19 protein-coding genes, 4 tRNA genes and 1 pseudogene are annotated in these 17,503 nt (G+C 68.0%); 13 read left to right on the top strand and 11 right to left on the bottom strand.

Annotated features, from left to right (window positions below; all coding sequences use genetic code 11):
* Nucleotides 1-362 precede the first annotated feature (362 nt).
* Nucleotides 363-788 (bottom strand): hypothetical protein, encoded by a 426-nt coding sequence (locus FDA94_RS08875; RefSeq protein WP_137246554.1) that lies wholly within the window; start codon nt 786-788, stop codon nt 363-365.
* 291 nt (nt 789-1,079) lie between these two features.
* Here FDA94_RS08875 and FDA94_RS39050 point away from each other — a divergent pair, with 291 nt between their 5' ends.
* Nucleotides 1,080-1,433, top strand: coding sequence for an integrase core domain-containing protein (locus FDA94_RS39050; RefSeq protein ID WP_170990848.1), 354 nt, complete (start codon nt 1,080-1,082; stop codon nt 1,431-1,433).
* A 146-nt stretch (nt 1,434-1,579) separates the two neighbouring features.
* Here the strand turns inward: FDA94_RS39050 and FDA94_RS08865 are convergent, their stop codons facing one another.
* Entirely contained in the window at nt 1,580-2,173 is a 594-nt protein-coding gene (locus FDA94_RS08865) for a hypothetical protein (protein WP_137246552.1), read from the bottom strand.
* A gap of 468 nt (nt 2,174-2,641) precedes the next feature.
* Between FDA94_RS08865 and FDA94_RS08860 the strand changes: the two genes are divergently transcribed.
* Nucleotides 2,642-3,622, top strand: a complete 981-nt coding sequence (locus FDA94_RS08860) for a site-specific integrase (RefSeq protein ID WP_170990847.1) — start codon at nt 2,642-2,644, stop codon at nt 3,620-3,622.
* Between the two features lie 132 nt (nt 3,623-3,754).
* The gene (locus tag FDA94_RS39045) at nt 3,755-3,919 is read left to right on the top strand and encodes a hypothetical protein (RefSeq protein WP_170990846.1); all 165 of its coding nucleotides are present in this window, start codon (nt 3,755-3,757) and stop codon (nt 3,917-3,919) included.
* A 75-nt stretch (nt 3,920-3,994) separates the two neighbouring features.
* On the opposite strand, the gene FDA94_RS08855 is transcribed toward FDA94_RS39045, so the two are convergent.
* Nucleotides 3,995-4,066, bottom strand: a tRNA-Lys gene (locus tag FDA94_RS08855).
* 69 nt (nt 4,067-4,135) lie between these two features.
* Entirely contained in the window at nt 4,136-5,287 is a 1,152-nt protein-coding gene (locus FDA94_RS08850; RefSeq protein ID WP_137246550.1) for an acyl-CoA dehydrogenase family protein, read from the bottom strand.
* A gap of 85 nt (nt 5,288-5,372) precedes the next feature.
* On the opposite strand from FDA94_RS08850, the gene FDA94_RS08845 reads away from it, so the two are divergent.
* Complete coding sequence (locus FDA94_RS08845; protein ID WP_246059670.1) at nt 5,373-5,771, top strand: PspC domain-containing protein; 399 nt, start codon at nt 5,373-5,375, stop codon at nt 5,769-5,771.
* On the opposite strand, the gene FDA94_RS08840 is transcribed toward FDA94_RS08845, so the two are convergent.
* Entirely contained in the window at nt 5,772-7,058 is a 1,287-nt protein-coding gene (locus tag FDA94_RS08840) for an MFS transporter (protein WP_137246548.1), read from the bottom strand. It lies immediately after the preceding gene.
* A gap of 91 nt (nt 7,059-7,149) precedes the next feature.
* Nucleotides 7,150-7,491, bottom strand: a complete 342-nt coding sequence (locus FDA94_RS08835) for a metallopeptidase family protein (protein ID WP_030455058.1) — start codon at nt 7,489-7,491, stop codon at nt 7,150-7,152.
* A 100-nt stretch (nt 7,492-7,591) separates the two neighbouring features.
* On the opposite strand from FDA94_RS08835, the gene FDA94_RS08830 reads away from it, so the two are divergent.
* The 4 genes from FDA94_RS08830 to FDA94_RS08815 all read left to right on the top strand — a co-directional run bounded on the left by FDA94_RS08830 (nt 7,592) and on the right by FDA94_RS08815 (nt 9,476).
* Complete coding sequence (locus tag FDA94_RS08830) at nt 7,592-9,133, top strand: metallophosphoesterase family protein (RefSeq protein WP_137246547.1); 1,542 nt, start codon at nt 7,592-7,594, stop codon at nt 9,131-9,133.
* A gap of 20 nt (nt 9,134-9,153) precedes the next feature.
* Nucleotides 9,154-9,226 (top strand) — tRNA-Glu (locus tag FDA94_RS08825).
* A gap of 97 nt (nt 9,227-9,323) precedes the next feature.
* Nucleotides 9,324-9,398, top strand: a tRNA-Asp gene (locus FDA94_RS08820).
* A gap of 4 nt (nt 9,399-9,402) precedes the next feature.
* Nucleotides 9,403-9,476, top strand: a tRNA-Phe gene (locus FDA94_RS08815).
* A 459-nt stretch (nt 9,477-9,935) separates the two neighbouring features.
* Here the strand turns inward: FDA94_RS08815 and FDA94_RS08805 are convergent.
* From FDA94_RS08805 to FDA94_RS08790, 4 genes are all read right to left on the bottom strand, one after another.
* The gene (locus FDA94_RS08805; protein ID WP_137246545.1) at nt 9,936-10,319 is read right to left on the bottom strand and encodes a hypothetical protein; all 384 of its coding nucleotides are present in this window, start codon (nt 10,317-10,319) and stop codon (nt 9,936-9,938) included.
* A gap of 322 nt (nt 10,320-10,641) precedes the next feature.
* Nucleotides 10,642-11,388, bottom strand: a complete 747-nt coding sequence (locus tag FDA94_RS08800; protein WP_137246544.1) for a neutral zinc metallopeptidase — start codon at nt 11,386-11,388, stop codon at nt 10,642-10,644.
* A gap of 13 nt (nt 11,389-11,401) precedes the next feature.
* The gene (locus FDA94_RS08795; RefSeq protein WP_170990845.1) at nt 11,402-12,154 is read right to left on the bottom strand and encodes a neutral zinc metallopeptidase; all 753 of its coding nucleotides are present in this window, start codon (nt 12,152-12,154) and stop codon (nt 11,402-11,404) included.
* Nucleotides 12,155-12,183: 29 nt separating this feature from the next.
* On the bottom strand, nt 12,184-12,813 hold the full coding sequence (locus FDA94_RS08790; protein ID WP_137246542.1) for an alpha/beta fold hydrolase: 630 nt from the start codon (nt 12,811-12,813) through the stop codon (nt 12,184-12,186).
* Nucleotides 12,814-12,836: 23 nt separating this feature from the next.
* On the opposite strand from FDA94_RS08790, the gene FDA94_RS08785 reads away from it, so the two are divergent.
* Entirely contained in the window at nt 12,837-14,552 is a 1,716-nt protein-coding gene (locus tag FDA94_RS08785; protein ID WP_137246541.1) for a polysaccharide lyase 8 family protein, read from the top strand.
* Between the two features lie 80 nt (nt 14,553-14,632).
* Nucleotides 14,633-15,412: an SDR family NAD(P)-dependent oxidoreductase gene (locus FDA94_RS08780; protein ID WP_137246540.1), complete on the top strand. Its 780-nt coding sequence runs from the start codon at nt 14,633-14,635 to the stop codon at nt 15,410-15,412.
* Here FDA94_RS08780 and FDA94_RS08775 read toward each other — a convergent pair.
* The gene (locus FDA94_RS08775; protein WP_137246539.1) at nt 15,366-15,971 is read right to left on the bottom strand and encodes a hypothetical protein; all 606 of its coding nucleotides are present in this window, start codon (nt 15,969-15,971) and stop codon (nt 15,366-15,368) included. The genes FDA94_RS08780 and FDA94_RS08775 overlap by 47 nt on opposite strands.
* Before the next feature lie 145 nt (nt 15,972-16,116).
* Here FDA94_RS08775 and FDA94_RS08770 point away from each other — a divergent pair, with 145 nt between their 5' ends.
* The 3 genes and pseudogenes from FDA94_RS08770 to FDA94_RS41490 form a co-directional block, all read left to right on the top strand.
* Nucleotides 16,117-16,473: a GAF domain-containing protein gene (locus tag FDA94_RS08770; protein WP_137246538.1), complete on the top strand. Its 357-nt coding sequence runs from the start codon at nt 16,117-16,119 to the stop codon at nt 16,471-16,473.
* A 107-nt stretch (nt 16,474-16,580) separates the two neighbouring features.
* On the top strand, nt 16,581-17,255 hold the full coding sequence (locus FDA94_RS08765; RefSeq protein ID WP_170990844.1) for a GAF and ANTAR domain-containing protein: 675 nt from the start codon (nt 16,581-16,583) through the stop codon (nt 17,253-17,255).
* A 4-nt stretch (nt 17,256-17,259) separates the two neighbouring features.
* A pseudogene (locus FDA94_RS41490) lies at nt 17,260-17,484 on the top strand (STAS domain-containing protein); the annotation flags it as partial.
* Nucleotides 17,485-17,503 lie beyond the last annotated feature (19 nt).

The following is a 17,503-nucleotide window of genomic DNA, read 5'->3' as shown; positions in this document are numbered from 1 at the left end:
CGTCTGCCCGTCGATCCCTCCTCCAACCTGATGTGAGCACGTGGATGACCGGACGGTGATCGAATGAGCGGAGTATGCGCGGGGGGATTTTCGCTGGTAAACGCCCCCAACTGCACCGATGGAGATCGCATCGGCTGAGTGACGGCTCAGCCGAGCGCCGATATCTCTTCTGGCCCTCATGGCCGCAGGCTTGTCCGCTCGGACGCCAGGATGGTGGTCACCGTTCCGAGGCGTCTCGGCCAGGCGGGTGCAGATGCGGAGGGGGTTCCGCACTGCAGGCCAGGTTTCGGAGCGAGCCGGGCGATCACAGGTCGAGCGGCGCCTGGTTAAGCGCCGATCATGGGCGACGGCTCACCCCTGGATCACGCCGGGAAGTCCTTCGGGTTGACGCCGCTCGTGCGGGCGTTGCCACCCTTGACGGGGTTGAGGGTGAGCGTCCAGATGGTCGACTGGGTCGCGGTCGTGTTGAACTTCAGCCGGTCGTTGAAGCGCTGGTAGACGGCACTCTTGGTGAACTTGCGCTTCGAGCTGTTGAACCTGTACCCGGTGGTGAAGTAGACGGTGTAAGTGCCGTCGTCGACCCTTTTGAAACTCGCAGTAGATTTCGCGCGGACGTAGAGGCTGAACGCCTTGGTCTTGCCCCGGACAAGGGTGACGACCCCGTCCTTGCCGGTGCCATTCTTGATCTTCAGAATGCCCTCCCCGCCGCTGATGCGGTCATAGAGGACCTTGCCGTTGCCCGGCCGCGCCGCGAGCGCGGCCTGGGAGACCGCAGCGGACTCCCGCACAGAGGCGGCAGCCGGACCGGCAGCGTAGCCGGTCAGAAGAACGGACGTGAGGAGAGCTCCCGCGAGGGGGCGTAATGCGAACATTGTGCCAATATGGCGAATGCCAGTTGGTCGGTCAACGCACCTCGCCTCCGCAGAAAACCCGTCGCCTTAACGCGAAGAACCGATCACAGCACTAACGGGTCCGAGGCGAAGCGAGCAGTTCCCGAGCGAAGCGAGGCCCGTTCAGGGAGCGCGAGGGGCGGAGCCCTTCGCCAGGAGCGAGAGCGACCCGGAGCGAAGCGACGCCGGGTGCGCGACGCCAAGTTCACGGCGGTCTTCGACGAGGTGTTCACCTCACTCGGCGCCCGCGTCATCAAGACGCCGGTGCGCGCCCCGCGGGCCAACGCGATAGCCGAGCGTTGGGTCGGCACCGTTCGAAGGGAATGCACCGACCAACTGCTGATCTACGACGAAGGCCATCTCCGCCGAGTCCTGCAGAGATACCAACGGCACTACAACCAGCACCGTCCCCATCGCTCACGAGACCATCGGCCACCTCAACCACCACATGACCGGGCTACACCCACCGATCTCGATCAGGTACGCCTGCAACGCCGACAGGTACTCGACGGCCTGATCAACCAGTACCGGCGGGCCGCATAGACGAAGTAGAGATAATCACAGGTCAGAGGCCATCTCCGGGTTTTCGCACCCCACAGGCTCAGCGAAGGTGATGCGAACAGAAGGGAGCCGTGCCGAGCGGGAGCATTGGATTTCCGCCGTTACCACGGGGCCCGAAAGCAGTCCGCTCATGAGAAGAGGTGTGGTCGATGGGCGAGCGTCGAGGCCACCACTTCCACCACCGTTTCGGGGACGTCCGGGCCGGCCGTGATCGCCACTGTCGCGTCCAGGCGTTCCACGATTCGGCCTTCCAAGCCGCCGAAGCTGACGGGACGGATTGTCACCTCGATCATCGCCTCGGGTGCGAAGCCGGTGGACGGAAGCAGCCGGTATCGCACCACCCCAGGTCCCACCTCCATCACCGCGAGCCGATACCCCTCCACGTCAGGAGCCAAAAACGGCACCCCCGTCTCCGAGCGCCGCCACGTCGCCCTCCCCCACAGGCCGGGTGTGGTCACCGCCGCCGCCACCCCGTAGGCCGCGACCACGACCGCCGCCACCAGCAGGTTCGACGCATACTCGGACTGGCGGACCAGATAGATCCCAGCCAGGGACAGGGCGCATCCCAGCAGGGCCGCCGGCCACGCGGGCCGCACCTGGAACGCACGGAGAAGAAGCCCGGCCACGATCACCCCGGCGGGGACCGCGAGGGCGACCGTCAAGAACAGTGTGGGCAGCGGAAGCGGAAGCCAGAACGGGGCGAGGGCGACCAGCAGGACCACGATGCAGACGAGACTCCCGGCCGCGGCCCCGCCGGCCAATCGCTTGACGATTACCATGTTCGTGAGCATGACCGGGCCTGATCACGGTTTCCTACGCCTCTTACGTCTGGCAGATGATTGACATGCCTTACGTGAGGGCGATCCGAGCTCTACCAGTATCACCGCGCAGGAACCCTCCTGACCGCTATGGACATATGCCTATTCTGCGAGTGATTGACGAGTCAAGACGGGCTCGTTAATCGTCGTGAAGCGGTCCGGGTCTGATGGAGGCTCTGAAGTCCTGGCCTGCGCCGGAGGTGACGTGCGGTTTGGGGCACCCACGCCCGGTTCGCGTCTCGGTTCCACCTTGCGGGGTATCTCGCTGGTCTTGGGGAATCTATCGATTCTTTGACGGCCGCAGGTGCTGCGCTTGCCCAGTTCGTCCGTCGTACTGATGGGGCGATTGTGATGCGCAATGAGGATCATTGCGTGGCGTACAAGCGGTGTAGCTGCGCTGACAAGACGACGGGCAAGCGGCTGGGTGGGCGCTGTGGGCGGCTGGCCGAACCAGGCCACGGGAGCTGGTATTTCGCGGTCCAGGTGATGGATGTGTCCGGGTGCCGGCGCAGGGTCCGCCAGGGAGGCTTCTCGGACGAAGCTGCAGCTCGGCAGGCGGCAAGTGATCTGATCGCGTCAGGTCTGGTTGCTCCGGTGAGTGCCCAGTGCACGGTCGGGCGGTGGCTCACGTATTGGTTGTCCATCGTGGAGCAGCGGCTGCGACCGCCGACAGTGAAAGCGTACCAAGACCATGTCCGGCTGTTCCTGTCCCCGCATCTCGGCCCTATTCCGCTGAATCGGCTGACGCGCCGGCACCTCGTCCGGATGTTCGTCATGATCTCCCGGCGTCGGACCCGGTACGGTACCCCGATCGCCGCGGCCACGCTGCAGCGGATCCGCGCGACGTTGCGAGCCGCGCTGAACGAGGCGGTCCAGGAAGACCTGATCGCCGACAACCCGGCTCGCGGGCCGCGCCTGCCGACACCACGGCACGTCCACCCGGTCGTGTGGACTACGCGGCAGGTGGCGCTGTGGAAGTGCACCGGCGAACGGCCCTCCGTCGCGGTGTGGACGCCCGAGCAACTGGCGCAGTTCCTGGCGTTCGTCCGGAACGACTCGCTGTTCGCCTTGTGGTGGCTGATCGCGCTGCGTGGTCTTCGGCGCGGCGAGGCGGCGGGGCTGCGATGGGTGGATCTCGATATTGAGCGCCGCGAACTGGCCATCACTCGGCAGGTGGTGCGCACCCCGGCGGGCTTGAGGGCGTGCCGGCCCAAGAGCGAGACCAGCGTGCGCAACATCGCTCTGGAGCAGCGAGACGCTGCGGATCCTCGGCCACCACGAACGGGTCCAGCAGTGCGAGCTTGGCCCGTCCTGGTCGTCGGCGAGCCCGATGTTCACCGGCCGCGGGGGTAGGGGAGTCGACCCGAACTTCCTCACGCACCGTTTTCACACGCTGGTGGTCGCCAGTGGTCTGCCGCCGATTCGGCTGCACGACCTGGGCACGGCGCGGCCACGCTGGCCCTGGCCGCCGGGGACGATCTGCGGGTGGTTCAGGGCCTGCTCGGGCACGCCAGCATCGTGGTGACCGCCGACATCTACACCCCGGTCCTGCCGCAGCTCTATCACGACAGCACCCGGAAGACCGCCCAGCTGGTGATGTCCGCCGCCCGCAAAACGGCCCGAACCACCAAAGACCCGGCGCAAATGTGACTCACATGTGCCCCACAGTGACTCACGCCGTCATCCGGCGACTACTAAAATAGGTAAAGTCGCAGGTCAGATGGGTGGGGCGCCAGGGATTCGAACCCTGAACCTACGGATTAAAAGTCCGGAGCTCTGCCGTTGAGCTAGCACCCCTCGTCAGCAGGGTACAGCGATCGTCTCACCGGAGCGAAGCAGTTCCCTGTGATCAGCCTACCGGCCGACTCACCGATATGCCGCCACCCCGGTCAGCGCCTCCCCGAGCACCAGCGTGTGAATCTCCTGCGTCCCCTCGTACGTCAGCACCGACTCCAGGTTGTTCATGTGCCGGATGACCGGATACTCCAGCGTCACCCCATTGGCCCCCAGCACCGACCGAGCCTCCCGCGCCACGTCGAGCGCCGCCCGTACGTTGGCCAGCTTCCCGAACGACACCTGCTGCGGCCGAAGCACCCCGGCATCCTTGAGCGCCCCCAGATGCAACGCGGTCAGCCCGGCCTGCCCGAGGGCCACCGCCATCCACGCCAGCTTCTCCTGCGTGAGCTGGAACCCGGCGATCGGCTTCCCGAACTGCACCCGGGTCTTCGCGTACTCGAGCGCCGCCTCGAAGCAGGCCCGCCCAGCCCCGACAACCCCCCAGAGGATCCCGAACCGAGCCTCGGACAGGCAGGACAGCGGCCCCTTCAGCCCCACAACGTCCAGAACAGAAGAAGCAGGCACCCGGACGTCGTCGAAGTACAGCGACGACGTCACCGAGGCCCGGAGCGACAGCTTCCGGTGGATCAGGGGAGCCGAGAACCCGGGGGAGGACGTCGGCACCACGAACCCGCGGATGCCGCCGTCGGTCTGGGCCCACACCACGGCCACGTCGGCCACCGACCCGTTGGTGATCCACATCTTCGACCCGTTCAGGATCCAGTCTCCGGAAGGGTCCTGCTTGGCGAAGGTCTTCATGTTGGCCGGGTCAGACCCGTGATCGGGCTCGGTCAGCCCGAAGCACCCGATGGCCGTCCCGGCGGCCAGCGCGGGAAGCCACTCCTCTTTCAGCTCGGCGGACCCGTACTTCCAGATCGGGAACATCGCCAGCGACCCCTGGACCGACACGAACGACCGCAGCCCCGAGTCGCCGGCCTCCAGTTCCCGGCACGCCACCCCGTAGGAGGTCGCGTCGAGGCCGGCGCACCCGTATCCGCTCAGGTGCATGCCCAGCATGCCGAGAGAGCCCAGTACGGGCCCCAGTTCGCGGGCCGGGAAGGTCCCTTCTTCGAACCACGTCGCCACATCGGGGAGCACGTGGTCCCTGACGAACCCCTGAGCCGTGTCCCTGACCAGTCGCTGGTCTTCGGTCAGTCGGTCGTCGAGGTTCAGAAGGTCCATGATTGCAGCGTATCCGGGCGGGGTCGGGGTAGGGCCAGGGGGAATCCCGATGTGCCATAGACGACAAAAGGGGCACGCTATGGACATGAACGAGATACAGCCCAGTGGCCACGTCAAGCAGCTTCGCCGGACTCGCAACGGCCGGATCGTCGCCGGGGTCTGCTCCGGTGTCGGCCAGTACGTCGGCGTCGACCCGAACATCCTGCGGATCGTCCTCGCGGTCGCGTCGTTCTTCGGCGGCCTCGGCATCGGCGTCTACGCCGTCGCCTGGCTCCTGATCCCGAGCGAGGAGAAGAACGCCTCGATCGTCCAGGACCTGATCGAGAAGAACAAGGACAACCCGGTCTGGCTCGACGTCAAGACCAAGACGCAGGAAGGGTGGACCAAGGCGACCAAGTCGCACAACGGTCACCAGGCGGCGACCACGCCGGTCGACCCCTACACCACCCACCCCTACGCCCAGACGAAGCAGCCGAACGACTGATCACGAGGTGTGCACCTTGGCGATGATCTCCGTTCGGGATTCCGTCCACGCGATGGCCAGGATGGCCGCGGCGCTCAGCCCGGCCACCCCGGCCAGCGCCACGACGGGCTCCGGGCCGAGGATCTGCGCGAGCGCGCCGCCGATGAGGATGCCGACACCCTGTGAGGCCAGCAGGCCTGACTGGACCAGGCCGAACGCCTGACCCCGTCGTTCGGGGGGCACGCACTGGACGAAAGCGGCGTTGGCCGCGAGCTGGTATGCGCCTCCCACGCCGGACAGGACCCACAGCACCAGCACGACCTCCAACGGCGGGCGCATGGCGCAGACGACCAGCGGAGCGCAGGTCAGCATGGCCATCCAGCCCATCGTCTTGAGACGGGTGCTGGGATTGACGAACCTGCTGAACAGGAACGCCCCGAGGACCGTGCCGGTCGGCATGGCGGCCATGAGCAGGCCCGTGATCACGGGCACCGGGAGACCGCCGTCGTCGAGCTCCGCCGCGTAGGGCACCGCGATCCCCTCGGGCAGCACGTAGAAGCCGCACAGCCACGCGAACAGCACGAGAGTGCGCAGCCGCCGGTCGCCGAAGACCAGGCGGGCGCCCGCGGCGGTCATCGTCCACATCGACGGTTTGCCCCCGTCTGCGGACACCGTGGCCGACCTGCGGCTCACCCCGGCGACGATGATGAGCGCCGAGGCCAGGAACGTGGCGCAGTCGAGCGCCAGCGCCCTATAGGGGCCCAGCCCCGCGATGACGGCCCCGCCCGCCGCGAATCCGAGCATCTGGACGGCCTGGTTCGTCATGTTCTGCAGGGCGCTGCCGGCGACGTACCGATCGCCTTCGAGGATCTCGGGCAGCAGCGCGGCCCGCGCGGCCGAGAACGGCGCGCTGAGCAGCACCACCAGGAAGACCAGCACGCACAGCACCGGGAACGGGGTGCCGGGGATCGCCATGATCGCGACCATCAGGGCCCGCAGGACGTCGCAGACGAGCATGACCTGGCGGCGTGGGTAGCGGTCGGCGAGGCCGGCCAGCAGGGGGCCGCCGAGGATCGGCGGCAGATAGGTCAGCGCGTAGACGGCCGCCGTGGCGAGCGCCGACTGGGTGCGGTTGAATACGAGCACCGCCAGGGCGACCTGCGCGAGCTGGTCGCCGAGCAGAGACAACCCCTGGCCGAGCCACAGGGCCCGGAACTCCTTGATCGCGATGACTTCGCCGTATGTCGCTTGGCGCTCCGCTGGTCGGCGGTGTCTCCCCGGCAGTTTTCCGGGCTTCGTGGCCGCCATTTCTCTCCGCTGAGCTCAGGCCGTAGCTGACAGAATGTGTTCAGTATGTCACCTACAGTGCCTATGGCGCTCGCGAATCGCAACCCCGCGACTACCATCCGAGTTCGTGGAGGCGGTCGTCGTCGATGCCGAAGTGATGGGCGATCTCGTGGACGACCGTGATCTGAACCTCTTCGACGACGTCAGCCTCGGTTTCACAGATTGCCAAGGTGGGATTTCGGTAGATCTCGATGCGGTCGGGAAGCACTCCTGAGTACCACTCACCCCGCTCCGTGAGCGGAATGCCGGTATAGAGACCGAGGAGGCCTGCTTCGGGCGGATCGTCCACGACGACGACCACGACGTTGTCCATGACTTTGGCCAGATCGGGCGGGATCAGGTCGAGTGCCTCGGCCACGAGCTCCTCGAACTTGCTCCTCGAGACGTCGATCACACGTCAAATCTACTTCCCCGTGGTTTTGGGGTAGACAGGAAGGAACGTGGATTTGCCGAAGTGGGGGGAATCCGTGGTCCGGTTTCTCAGAGGCCGGTTCATGCGGTTTCTGACAGTCGTCGTGGTCGCCCTGGCCGGAGCTTGGCTGGGGCTTTTGTTCGGCGCGTCCGTGCAGACGCCGATCGGCCCCGCCGACATCAACATGGCTTTGCGGCCCTCCTTCGACGGGGGCACGGTCGTCGACGTGCGGCCTCTGGGGACGCTCCGGTTCGACACCCACTCGGGGCCGGTGCAGCTCAACCTGAGCATCGAGGCGGTCCATCCCGAGGCCGCCGAGGAGATCCTGCAGAACCCGCGATGGGCCGACCGGCTGCCCGAGACCATCGAGACCGACCTCATGGGCGGCGTACAGGACCTGCTGATCAGGGCCGCGGTCGGCGCGGTGATCGCCGGCTTCCTGGGCGGGCTGATCGTCTTCCGCGACGTCTTCCGCGGCCTGTGGAGCGCCCTGGGCTCGATCCTGCTGGTCGGCGTGATGGCCGTCACGGCCGCGCTGAGCTTCAACCCCCAGGCGATCGCCGAACCCCGCTACACGGGCCTGCTGACGGGCGTGCCGTCGCTGGTGGGCAACGCCCAGTCGATCGTCACCAAGTTCTCCGAATACCGGGGCCAGCTGGCCAAGCTCGTCACGAACATCAGCCGCCTGTACGAAGCCGGCTCGACCCTCCCCATCTACGATCCCGACCCCGACACGATCAGGGTGCTGCACATCTCCGACCTGCACATCTACCCGCCGGGCTGGAACGTGGTCCGCTCCCTGATCGACCAGTTCAAGATCAACCTGGTCATCGACACCGGCGACATCAGCGACCACGGCACCAAGATCGAGAACTCCTTCGTCGAGGAGATCGGCGACCTGGGCATCCCCTACGTGTTCGTACGGGGCAACCACGACTCCATGGAGACCCAGAAGGCGGTCGCGAGGCAGAAGAACGCGATCGTCCTCGACGACCGGGTCGCCGAGGTCGAGGGCCTGCGCATCTACGGCATCGGAGACCCCCGCTTCACCCCCGACAAGTCGGTCGAGGTCGACGAGAACCCCGAGTCCCTGGCCGCCCTGGGGCGCGAGAAGGCCGCCGGCGTCGCGCCGCCCGAATGGCCGCGCTCGTCGTCCACCACGGCGCCGCAGCGGTCTCCGGTCGACCTGGTGGCCGTGCACGACCCGACCATCGGGAAGGCCTTCTACGGGTCGGTCTCGCTGGTGCTGGCGGGGCACGTCCACGCGCGTTCGACCGAGCTGTCACCGACCGGGACCCGGCTGATGGTCCAGGGGTCGACCGGCGGAGCGGGCCTGCGGGGCCTCGAACACGACGAGCCCACGCCTCTCCAGGCCTCGGTTCTCTACTTCAGCAAGGACACTCACAGGCTTCAGGCCTGGGACGACGTCACCGTCGGCGGGCTCGGGGAGCAACGTATCGCCGTGGAGCGTCAAATCGAGGCCGCGCCAGGTCGTACAATTTTCCCAGTGCCAGGGAACGCCCCGTCTCCGACGGGAACGATCACTGACACACCGTCGCCGGTCGCTTTGGCACAGAGGGCAAACGTCCCCTATGCTTCAGAGGTCCCCGACGGAGCGCGGTAAGGACAGAGAGAAATCTCTGCGCCCCCATCGTCTAGCGGCCTAGGACACCGCCCTTTCAAGGCGGCGGCACGGGTTCGAATCCCGTTGGGGGCACGGAAGGGCCAGGAAAACGGCAGGTCGAAGACCTCCGAAGAACTGGTAAGCTACAAAAGCCGAAAGCGAAACGCCGGAGGCGAAAGTAGCAAAGCAAGGTCCTGTAGAGCAGTTTGGAGTGCTCGCCACCCTGTCAAGGTGGAGGTCGCGGGTTCAAGTCCCGTCAGGACCGCTTGGGTCAGGTAGCTCAGTTGGTACGAGCGACCGCCTGAAAAGCGGTAGGTCGGCGGTTCGACCCCGCCCCTGACCACATCTCTTAAGCAGCAGCAACGCCCAATCCAAGATCACTGGATTGGGCGTTTGTCATTGCCGCGTGACCAAGGGTCTTGGGACTGGCCCGGCGCCGTCCACCATGACGGGGCCGCCGGCGCCCGCGCCCAGGCCCCAGCGTAGTCGTCGGCGGCGCCGTTCTCCGTGACGGGCCGGATCTGGTGCCGGTAGACCGACTCGATGACCGCCGTTCCGTGGCGGCATGCGGGCCTGGCGATGTTCTCCAGAGGCATCCCGGAGCCGGAGCTCGCGGGGAGTCCACCCGTCTCCGCGGAGTCCGGCTCTCTCGCAGATGACGCCCACGTCCCGCTCGACGTTCTGCACGTCCAAGGGCGTGCCGGTCGAGTGCAGAACACCGGGTCGTTGGTGCGATCTGCGGCGGCTCCAGCGGAATGCCGCACATGATCACGTCATGTGCGGCATTCTTCGCAGCTCTCGCTCACACGATATTGATGTACGTGTCGCCCTTCTTCTTGTCCTTCTTCTTGTCGTACTTATCCCACTTGCCCTTCTTCTTGTTCTTGTTCTTCTTCTTATCCTTTTTCTTATCCTTCTTCTTGTCGTACTTGTTCCACTTGCCCTTCTTCTTGTCCTTCTTTTTGTCCTTCTTCTTGTCGTGCCCGTTGTGGGGCGGATCCTTGGTGGTCGACGGGCTCATCGGCGTCGTCGCCGAGGTGCTCGCCGCATTCTGCGCGGTCGAGGCAGGGGGCGACGAGACGCCGGCCGTGTGCTGAGCGGCCGTGGCCGTCGACACCGGCGCGAGCAAAATGGCCGACCCTCCGAGGACTCCCGCACTCCACCGCGCGATTCTCTTACCGTCCATATGCGTCTCCTCCTTCGTTCGCCTGACGCTTGCGACACACCTCCATCGTTCGCAGCGCCGAGGAACAGCGTCCAGGCACTGCGGCGGGGATTTGCCCAAGCGGGGCGCACGCTAGGCGCGGGCGTGTGGGCGGGCATTCGAAGTGCCGACCAGGCATACCGCCGTTTGGAGCACCCAGTGCCCCGCCCTCAGGAAAACGGCCGGGAATTGCCGCACGTCGTGCTCTTGCGGACATGCCGACGGCCGGCGTTGGTAAAGGACGGTCGCTTCCCGAAGAGGGCATGCGTCTCGGCGCGCTCAGCGGCCGGTGAGGGGCGGCAGATCAGCCGACTCTCGGCTCGTTCGCGCTGAAGGTGTTGCACGACTTGGCGTCCCGCGACTCGAAGCCGCGCGTGAACCACGCCTCCCGGTTGCGCGGCGAGCCGTGGCTGCCGTTGATGCCGCCCCCGTCGTCGTCGACCAGCATCATGCGCCGCAGGTCCCGCAGATCGGAGGCGGGCCGGTTCAGCGACTTCCAGGCGCTGCCCATGAACACCCCGGCCAGGCACTCCGACTGCAGCTCGATCCGCCGGGAGCGCTCCAGTTCCTCGGCCTGGCCGGAGGTCGGCAGGTTGACCTCGGCCCACAGGATCCCCGTCATGTGCTGGACGTGATGGCCGTATTCGTGGGCGGCCAGCAGGAAGGTGCTGAGATCGTGCGGCGTGGCCAGCAGGCGCTGGTCGAGCAGGACGTCGAAGCGGCGGTCGGCGGGGCAGTACTGGCCCTGGATGCCCTGCCGCCAGGTCACCCCGCACCGGACCTCGGGCCGGTTGAGGAAGCCGGCGGTCGCCGGGGGCATCGGCACCCCGATCCCGCCCATGAGGCCGGACCAGGCGGTGTTCATGCAGTCGACGAGCGACCGGACGTATTTCCTGGTCAGCTCGCGGTTCCCGACGGCGACGGGCTTCTCCGGGCAGTCGACCTCGGCCATCGGGCCGGTCCGGTAGAGCAGGTTGCCGGTCAGGACGGGGTCGTCGACGGGGTAGGCGGTGCCACCGACCAGGAGCAGGGAGAGTAAGAGCGCGCGCATCTCATCCAGTTCGTCAGGCGACTTTGGCGGTTTTGGCGGTCCAGGTGTTGCAGGCCCCCGGCTTGCGGGTCGCGAAGCCCCTGTCGAGCCAGGCCAGCACGTTCTTACCCCGGCCGTGGGTGCGGCTGTGGCCGGTGCCGTCGAGTTCGCGCAGATACTGCCAGTCGGCGTCGCTGCGGCCGAGCGTCGGCCAGACCGCGCCGAAGAAGACGCCCGCGAGGCATTCGGCCTGGAGCTCGTTGCGGCGGATCTGCTGGTAGAGCTCGGCTTTGGAGCGGTAGGGGTGGGTACGGTACGCGTCGGCCATGCCCGTCAGGTTCTGCAGGTGGTGGCCGAACTCGTGGGCGATCACGAGGTAGAGGTAGAGGTTCGACGCATCGACCAGGGCGTCGCGGTCGAGCAGCACCATGAAGCGCCGCTGGGTGTCGCAGTAGCGGCCGGCGGCGTCGTCCCACTTGCGGCCGCAGAACGGCTTCGGCCTGGCCTGGAAGCTGATCTTGACCGGGGTGAAGGGCAGGCCGTTCGCGCGGAAGTGCGCACCCCATGCCTCGTTGAGGCAGGTCGTCACCGCTGTCGCGTAGCGGCGGGCCGAGCTGGCGTCGCCGTCGCGTAACGGGGGTTCCGGGCAGTCGACCGGTGCGAGCCGGCCCGTTCGGTAGAGCGCGTTCTGGGTGAGGGCGCGGTCGTCGATCGGGTAGGCGTTCGCGGGGGCCGCTCCCACGACCAGCAGCGAGGCGAGGACGGTGACGAATGGGGTTAAACGCACACAGGCGATCCTAGGTGGGGCAAGGGTGGTTATGTCTGGTTGATGAAGTCGGCGACCTCCTTCGGGTGGCTGAGCATCGGCATGTGACCCGCCGGGACGTCGGCCGTCTCGGCGTGGGGCAGCCGCTCGTCGACCACGCGGCGCATGAAGTCGATGGGGAAGAAGCGGTCTTCCGTACAGAACAGGAAACGCACGTGGACGTTGGGCCAGGGCTGACCCACGGCTTCGAACGGGGTGAACGACTGGTCGCGGGTGGCGGCGTCGCCGATCGCGATGCCCTCGGGGTCGACGCCGTTGTAGAAGACGGCCCTCTCGTCGGAGGAGTCGATGCCGAGCGCGCTGTGGCCGGTGGCCTCCCACCATTCGAGGCCCGACTCGCCGGGCTTGGTGACGATCGCGGTGATGAGCACGATCGCGCGCGCCCGGACGCGGGCGGCGACCAGGGGAGCGGTCAGGCCGCCCAGCGAGTGGGCCACCACGACGACGTCCTGCCGGTCGCCGACGGCCTCCACCGCGATGTCGGCGTATTCGGGCACGCCCGCCGCCGGGTCGGCGGTCGGCAGGTCGAGGGCGATCACCTCGCCGTCGAGCAGAGGGACGAGTCGGCTCCAGTAGCCCGGGCCGGCGCCGCCGCCGGGAATTAGAACGTAAGTGCGCATGCCTCTACCCTAGGGTGGAGCGCATGCTCTCGCGGCGTGCCTTCCTGGCCGGAGCCCTGCTGCCGGCGACCGCGGGCCGAGACGACGCCTGGCCGACGCTGGAGCGCAACTGGGTGGCCGTCTCGTCACGGCGCGAGCCGCAGTCGCCGGAGCACGCGACGGCCCGGGAGTTCCGCCAGACGGGTGATCCGGCGCTGAAACGAAAGATCGCCGACGAGGTCGGCCGCCTGGTCCGCGAGGCCTACCACGCGGGGGCGGTCAAGACCGGGAACTGGTGGAACTGGGAGATCGGGGCGCCCAAGCGGCTGCTCGACCTCGCGATCCTCGTCGGCCACCGCGACGACGACCTGATCGCGGCGGTCGACCACTTCGTCCGGCCGTGGCGGCTGCAGTTCTACCGGGGCACCAGCACCGCCGCCAACCGCACCGACCTGTGCCTGGTCACGCTGCTCAACGGCATCCTGTCGCGCGACCCGCGAAAGATCTCCCGCGCCGCCGCGGCGCTCTCTCCGGTCTTCCGGTACGTCACCGACGGCGACGGCCTCTATCGCGACGGCTCGTTCATCCAGCACTCGACCGTCCCCTACCAGGGCACCTATGGGGCCTCGATGCTCCACGGGATCGGCGCGATCCTCATGACGCTGCGCGGCACCCCGTGGGAGATCACCGACCCGGCCCTCCGGAACGTCTTCGACTCCGTCGAACACGGCTTCCTGCCTTTTCTGCACGAGGGCCGGATGATGGACCTGGTCAGCGGGCGGGCGATCGCGCGCCGGCCGTACGGAGACCGGAGAAGGGCCCGCGCCCTCACCGACGCGCTCGACCTGCTCGGCGAGTCGGCCCCGGCGGCGCGGCGGGCGCGCTGGCGCGAGCTGATCGAGAGGCCGCCCGCCGGCCACCGGCTGATGCCGGCGAGCGCCCGCGCCGTCCACCGCCGCGACAGTTGGGTGGCCGCGCTCAGCATGGCCTCCCACCGGGTCGCCCACTACGAGCACGGCAACGGCGAGAATCTGCGCGGCTGGCACACCGGGGCCGGAATGCTCTATTGGTGGGGCGAGGGCCACGGCGACCACTACTCGGGCGACTTCTGGCACACCGTCGACCCCTACCGGCTGCCCGGCACGACGGTCTCCACCAAGCGCCTGCCCGACGGCGCGGGCGGCGCCTGGGGCGAGAACTGCCCGCCCGCGCGGTGGGTCGGCGGGGCCTCCGACGGCGTCCACGCCGCCGTTGGTCAGCACCTCTTCGGCCTCGGGAGCACCCTGCAGGCCCGCAAGTCGTGGATCTTCCTCGACGACATGGTTGTCTGCCTGGGCGCCGGGATCACCTGCCGTGACGGGGTGCCGGTCGAGACGATCGTCGACAACCGCCGCACCCGCGCGAAGCTGACCCTCGGCAAGGGCTGGGCCCACCTGGAGGGCCACGGCGGCTACGTCTTCGACGGCTCACTCCGCGTCGACCAGGGCGAGTACACCACGCTCTGGTTCGACCACGGCACCGACCCGACCGACGCCCGCTACTTCTACGCGCTGCTCCCCAACGCCGATCTCGCCACCACCCGGGCGGCCCGCGTCACCGTCGTGGCCAACACCCCCGCCCACCAGGCGGTCACCGCGGGCGGCCTCACCGCCGTGAACTTCTGGCGGCCCGGCACGGTCGCCGGCATCACCGTCAACGAGCCGTCGGCCGTCCTCTACCGGCCCGGACACGCCCTGGTGGCCGAGCCGCAGAACTCGTGAAGAAATCTTCGGAGCCGATGTCGATTCCGCGCACCTTCAGGCGACGCGTCAGTGAAAGGTCCGCTGAGAAGGAGAAGGACATGCTTCAGGACAAGAACGCGATCATCTACGGCGCCGGCGGCATGATCGGTTCGGCGGTGGCCGAGGAGTTCGCCCGCCAGGGCGCCCGGGTGTTCCTCACCGGCCGCACCCGCGAGCCCCTCGACGCCCTGGCCAAGACCATCGGCGACCGGGCCGAGGTCGCGGTGGTCGACGCGTTCGACGAGGCGGCGGTCGACGCCCACGCCGCCGAGGTGGCCGCGCGGGGCGGCATCGACGTCTCGCTGAACCTGGTGCCGCGCGGCGACGTCCAGGGCACGCCGTTGATCGGCATGTCCGTCGACGACCTGCTCAGGCCGGTGGAAAACGGGCTGCGCACCACCTTCATCACCGCGCGGGCCGCCGCCCGCCACATGACCGCCCGCAAGCGCGGCGTGATCCTCACCCTCGACAGCGGCAGCGGTTCGGGCGTGAACAGCCCGATGATGGGCGGCACCGGCCCGGCCGACGCCGCGATCGACACCTTCGTCCGCAACCTGGCCTACGAGATCGGCGCCGACGGGGTGCGGGTGCTGGGCATCTGGGTGGCCGGCATCCCCGAGACGTTCACGCCCGAGAAGCTGGCCGCCGTCAACGCCGACATGGCCCTCGACCAGGCGGGCCTCGACGGCCTGCTCGCCGGGATGGCCCAGATGCGGATGCTGAAGCGGTCGCCGAGGCTCGCCGAGGTCGCCTCGACGATCGCCTTCCTCGCCTCCGACCACGCGGCCGGGATCACCGCGTCCTTCGTGAACGTGACCGGCGGAATGTTCCCCAGCTGACCAGCGCGATCAGGCCCGCCACGCCGATCACGCCGATGACCAGGACCGGCGGGAGCCGCCGGGACACGACGGCCGGCTCGGGCGGGCTGACGGCCACCTGCCGGGCCGGGCCGAGCGCCGCGATCAGCGCGGCGCTCTCCCCGGTAGGCAGGTCGTTCGCGGTGAGCGGCTTCCCGCCTTTGGCGATCGGCACGTTCCCGCTGCACAGCCCGCTCTCCAGTTCGCCGTTCTCGGACCGCGCGAAGATCAGCCAGCGCGAGCCGGGCTCGAACCGCATCCCGCAGGCGGGCCCCTGGGTGTGCGAGGCCACCTCGAGCGCGGCGGTCGGCGCCCCCTTGTACGCGTGGTCCACATGGAAGGTGAAGACGTTCGGGACGTCAGGCGAGAAGGGCTCGAAGGGCGCGTCGAGCCGGGTGACCGTGCCGGTGAACACGACCGCCGCGTGTTCCATCCGCTCGGCGGAGGTCAGCGGGGCGCAACTGCAGGCGTGGGCGGGGGCGTTCCCCAGCACCAGGCCGCCGGTGAGCAGTGCGAGAACGATCAGGATTCGACGCAGCATGCCCCTGAAACGCATGCCGATGCCGAACGGTTCGGGCGAAAAACCTGGGTTGGGCTAGTCGCGATCAAGAGAGCCCACTAGTCTTGGCCAGCAGTGAATCCGCCGTGTGTCCGCGGGCCTTTTCTCATTTCATTGGGGTGGCTACGTGTCGGGGCCCGGCGTTGAGTTCCTGCTCGCCAATGTGCTGCAAGGTGTCGCCGACCTGTCCGGGGTCGACGGGGCCGCCCTTCGCCTGCTCGACGACACCGATCGGCTCCGCATGATCGGAGCGACCGACGAAGACGGCTGGGTCCTCGAACGCGCGGGCTGCTCGGCCCTGTCCGTTCCCCTCGTCGAGGGCCGCGAAGTCATCGGGGAGCTCACTCTCTACACGCACGAGCGTCACGAGTGGAGCCGTTCCGAGGTGGAAAAAGGCGCGCGTCTGGGCGAGCTCGTCGTCGTCGCTCTGGAAGCCATGGCCGGGGGCAGGACTGAGTCCTCCGCCTCTGGGCAGGTGAGATGACCACGAAGCTACCTCTCCACGACCGCGCCGGCGCACAGGTGAGGTTCACGGGAGGATACGGAATGACCCATATCGATCCAGAAGCGCTCGTCGCTAGCTTGCGGCGAATGCAGAAGGCCGCTCCGGCGACCGGGATCGTGTACCACCTTGAGCGGATTGTCCAGGTCGTCGACCGGATCTTCGGATATTCCGGGGCCGGCCTGATGTTCGCCGACCCCGATCGCATCCTGCGATACCTGTTCGCCACCGACGAGGCGGGACGCAGCCTCGAACACGCCCAGGCGACCGTCCAGGCGGGGCCCTGTGTGGCCGCGTACACGACCGACGACGCCGTGACCACGTATGACGTCCGGAAAGACGACCGCTGGCCCGATCTCGCGGCGCTCCTGCACCCCGACGTGCGGGCCGTCGCGGGCGTGCCGGTACGACTCGGCGGGGTGCCCGTGGGCACGCTCAACGTCTACCAGGACACCACCCACGACTGGGAGGAGTCCGACACCGAGGCGCTGCACGCCTACGCCCACGTGATCGAGCAGGTCATCGCCGCCGCCGTGGAGGCGGAGGAGAAGTCACAGCTCGCCGACCAGCTCCAATACGCGCTCGACTACCGCGTGGTCATCGAAAGGGCCATCGGCTACCTGATGGGGAAGCACGACCTGACCGCCAGTCAGGCCTTCACGGGCCTGCGCAAACAGGCCAGGGACAGTCGCCGGAGGGTTGCCGATCTGGCCGCCGAACTGCTCGGGGAACAGGGTCGTGGAGATCCGGACCACGCGATCTGATCTCATGACCACGATCATCCTGCAAGGTGATCTCGACGTCTTCGGCGCCGTGGAGCTCCGCCGCGCCGTCTGGAGGGCCGGGCGGGCCGCGCATCTGCGGCTCGACCTGGCCAAGGTGACGTTCATCGACGTCGCGGGCGCCCGGACCCTGCTCTGGGCGCACCGCAGGGCCCGGGGGCGGGTCTCCATCGCGAACCCGCCCGACGGGGTGATCCGGTTGCTGCGGCTGCTCGACTTCGACCGGTACC

Source organism: Herbidospora galbida, assembly GCF_005233835.1.
In the GTDB taxonomy this organism is placed as follows: domain Bacteria; phylum Actinomycetota; class Actinomycetes; order Streptosporangiales; family Streptosporangiaceae; genus Herbidospora; species Herbidospora galbida.
The sequence above is the reverse complement of the archived record's forward strand: the minus strand, read 5'-3'. Positions and strand labels throughout refer to the sequence as shown.

Coding starts and splice junctions, on each gene's coding strand:
- FDA94_RS08775 (WP_137246539.1), bottom strand. CDS start 15,971: ATGCTGCGTCGAATCCTGATCGTTCTCGCACTGCTCACCGGCGGCCTG.
- FDA94_RS08765 (WP_170990844.1), top strand. CDS start 16,581: ATGCAGAAGGCCGCTCCGGCGACCGGGATCGTGTACCACCTTGAGCGG.
- FDA94_RS08840 (WP_137246548.1), bottom strand. CDS start 7,058: ATGGCGGCCACGAAGCCCGGAAAACTGCCGGGGAGACACCGCCGACCA.
- FDA94_RS08785 (WP_137246541.1), top strand. CDS start 12,837: ATGCTCTCGCGGCGTGCCTTCCTGGCCGGAGCCCTGCTGCCGGCGACC.
- FDA94_RS08800 (WP_137246544.1), bottom strand. CDS start 11,388: ATGCGCGCGCTCTTACTCTCCCTGCTCCTGGTCGGTGGCACCGCCTAC.
- FDA94_RS08805 (WP_137246545.1), bottom strand. CDS start 10,319: ATGGACGGTAAGAGAATCGCGCGGTGGAGTGCGGGAGTCCTCGGAGGG.
- FDA94_RS08830 (WP_137246547.1), top strand. CDS start 7,592: ATGCGGTTTCTGACAGTCGTCGTGGTCGCCCTGGCCGGAGCTTGGCTG.
- FDA94_RS08845 (WP_246059670.1), top strand. CDS start 5,373: ATGAACGAGATACAGCCCAGTGGCCACGTCAAGCAGCTTCGCCGGACT.
- FDA94_RS08780 (WP_137246540.1), top strand. CDS start 14,633: ATGCTTCAGGACAAGAACGCGATCATCTACGGCGCCGGCGGCATGATC.
- FDA94_RS08790 (WP_137246542.1), bottom strand. CDS start 12,813: ATGCGCACTTACGTTCTAATTCCCGGCGGCGGCGCCGGCCCGGGCTAC.
- FDA94_RS08850 (WP_137246550.1), bottom strand. CDS start 5,287: ATGGACCTTCTGAACCTCGACGACCGACTGACCGAAGACCAGCGACTG.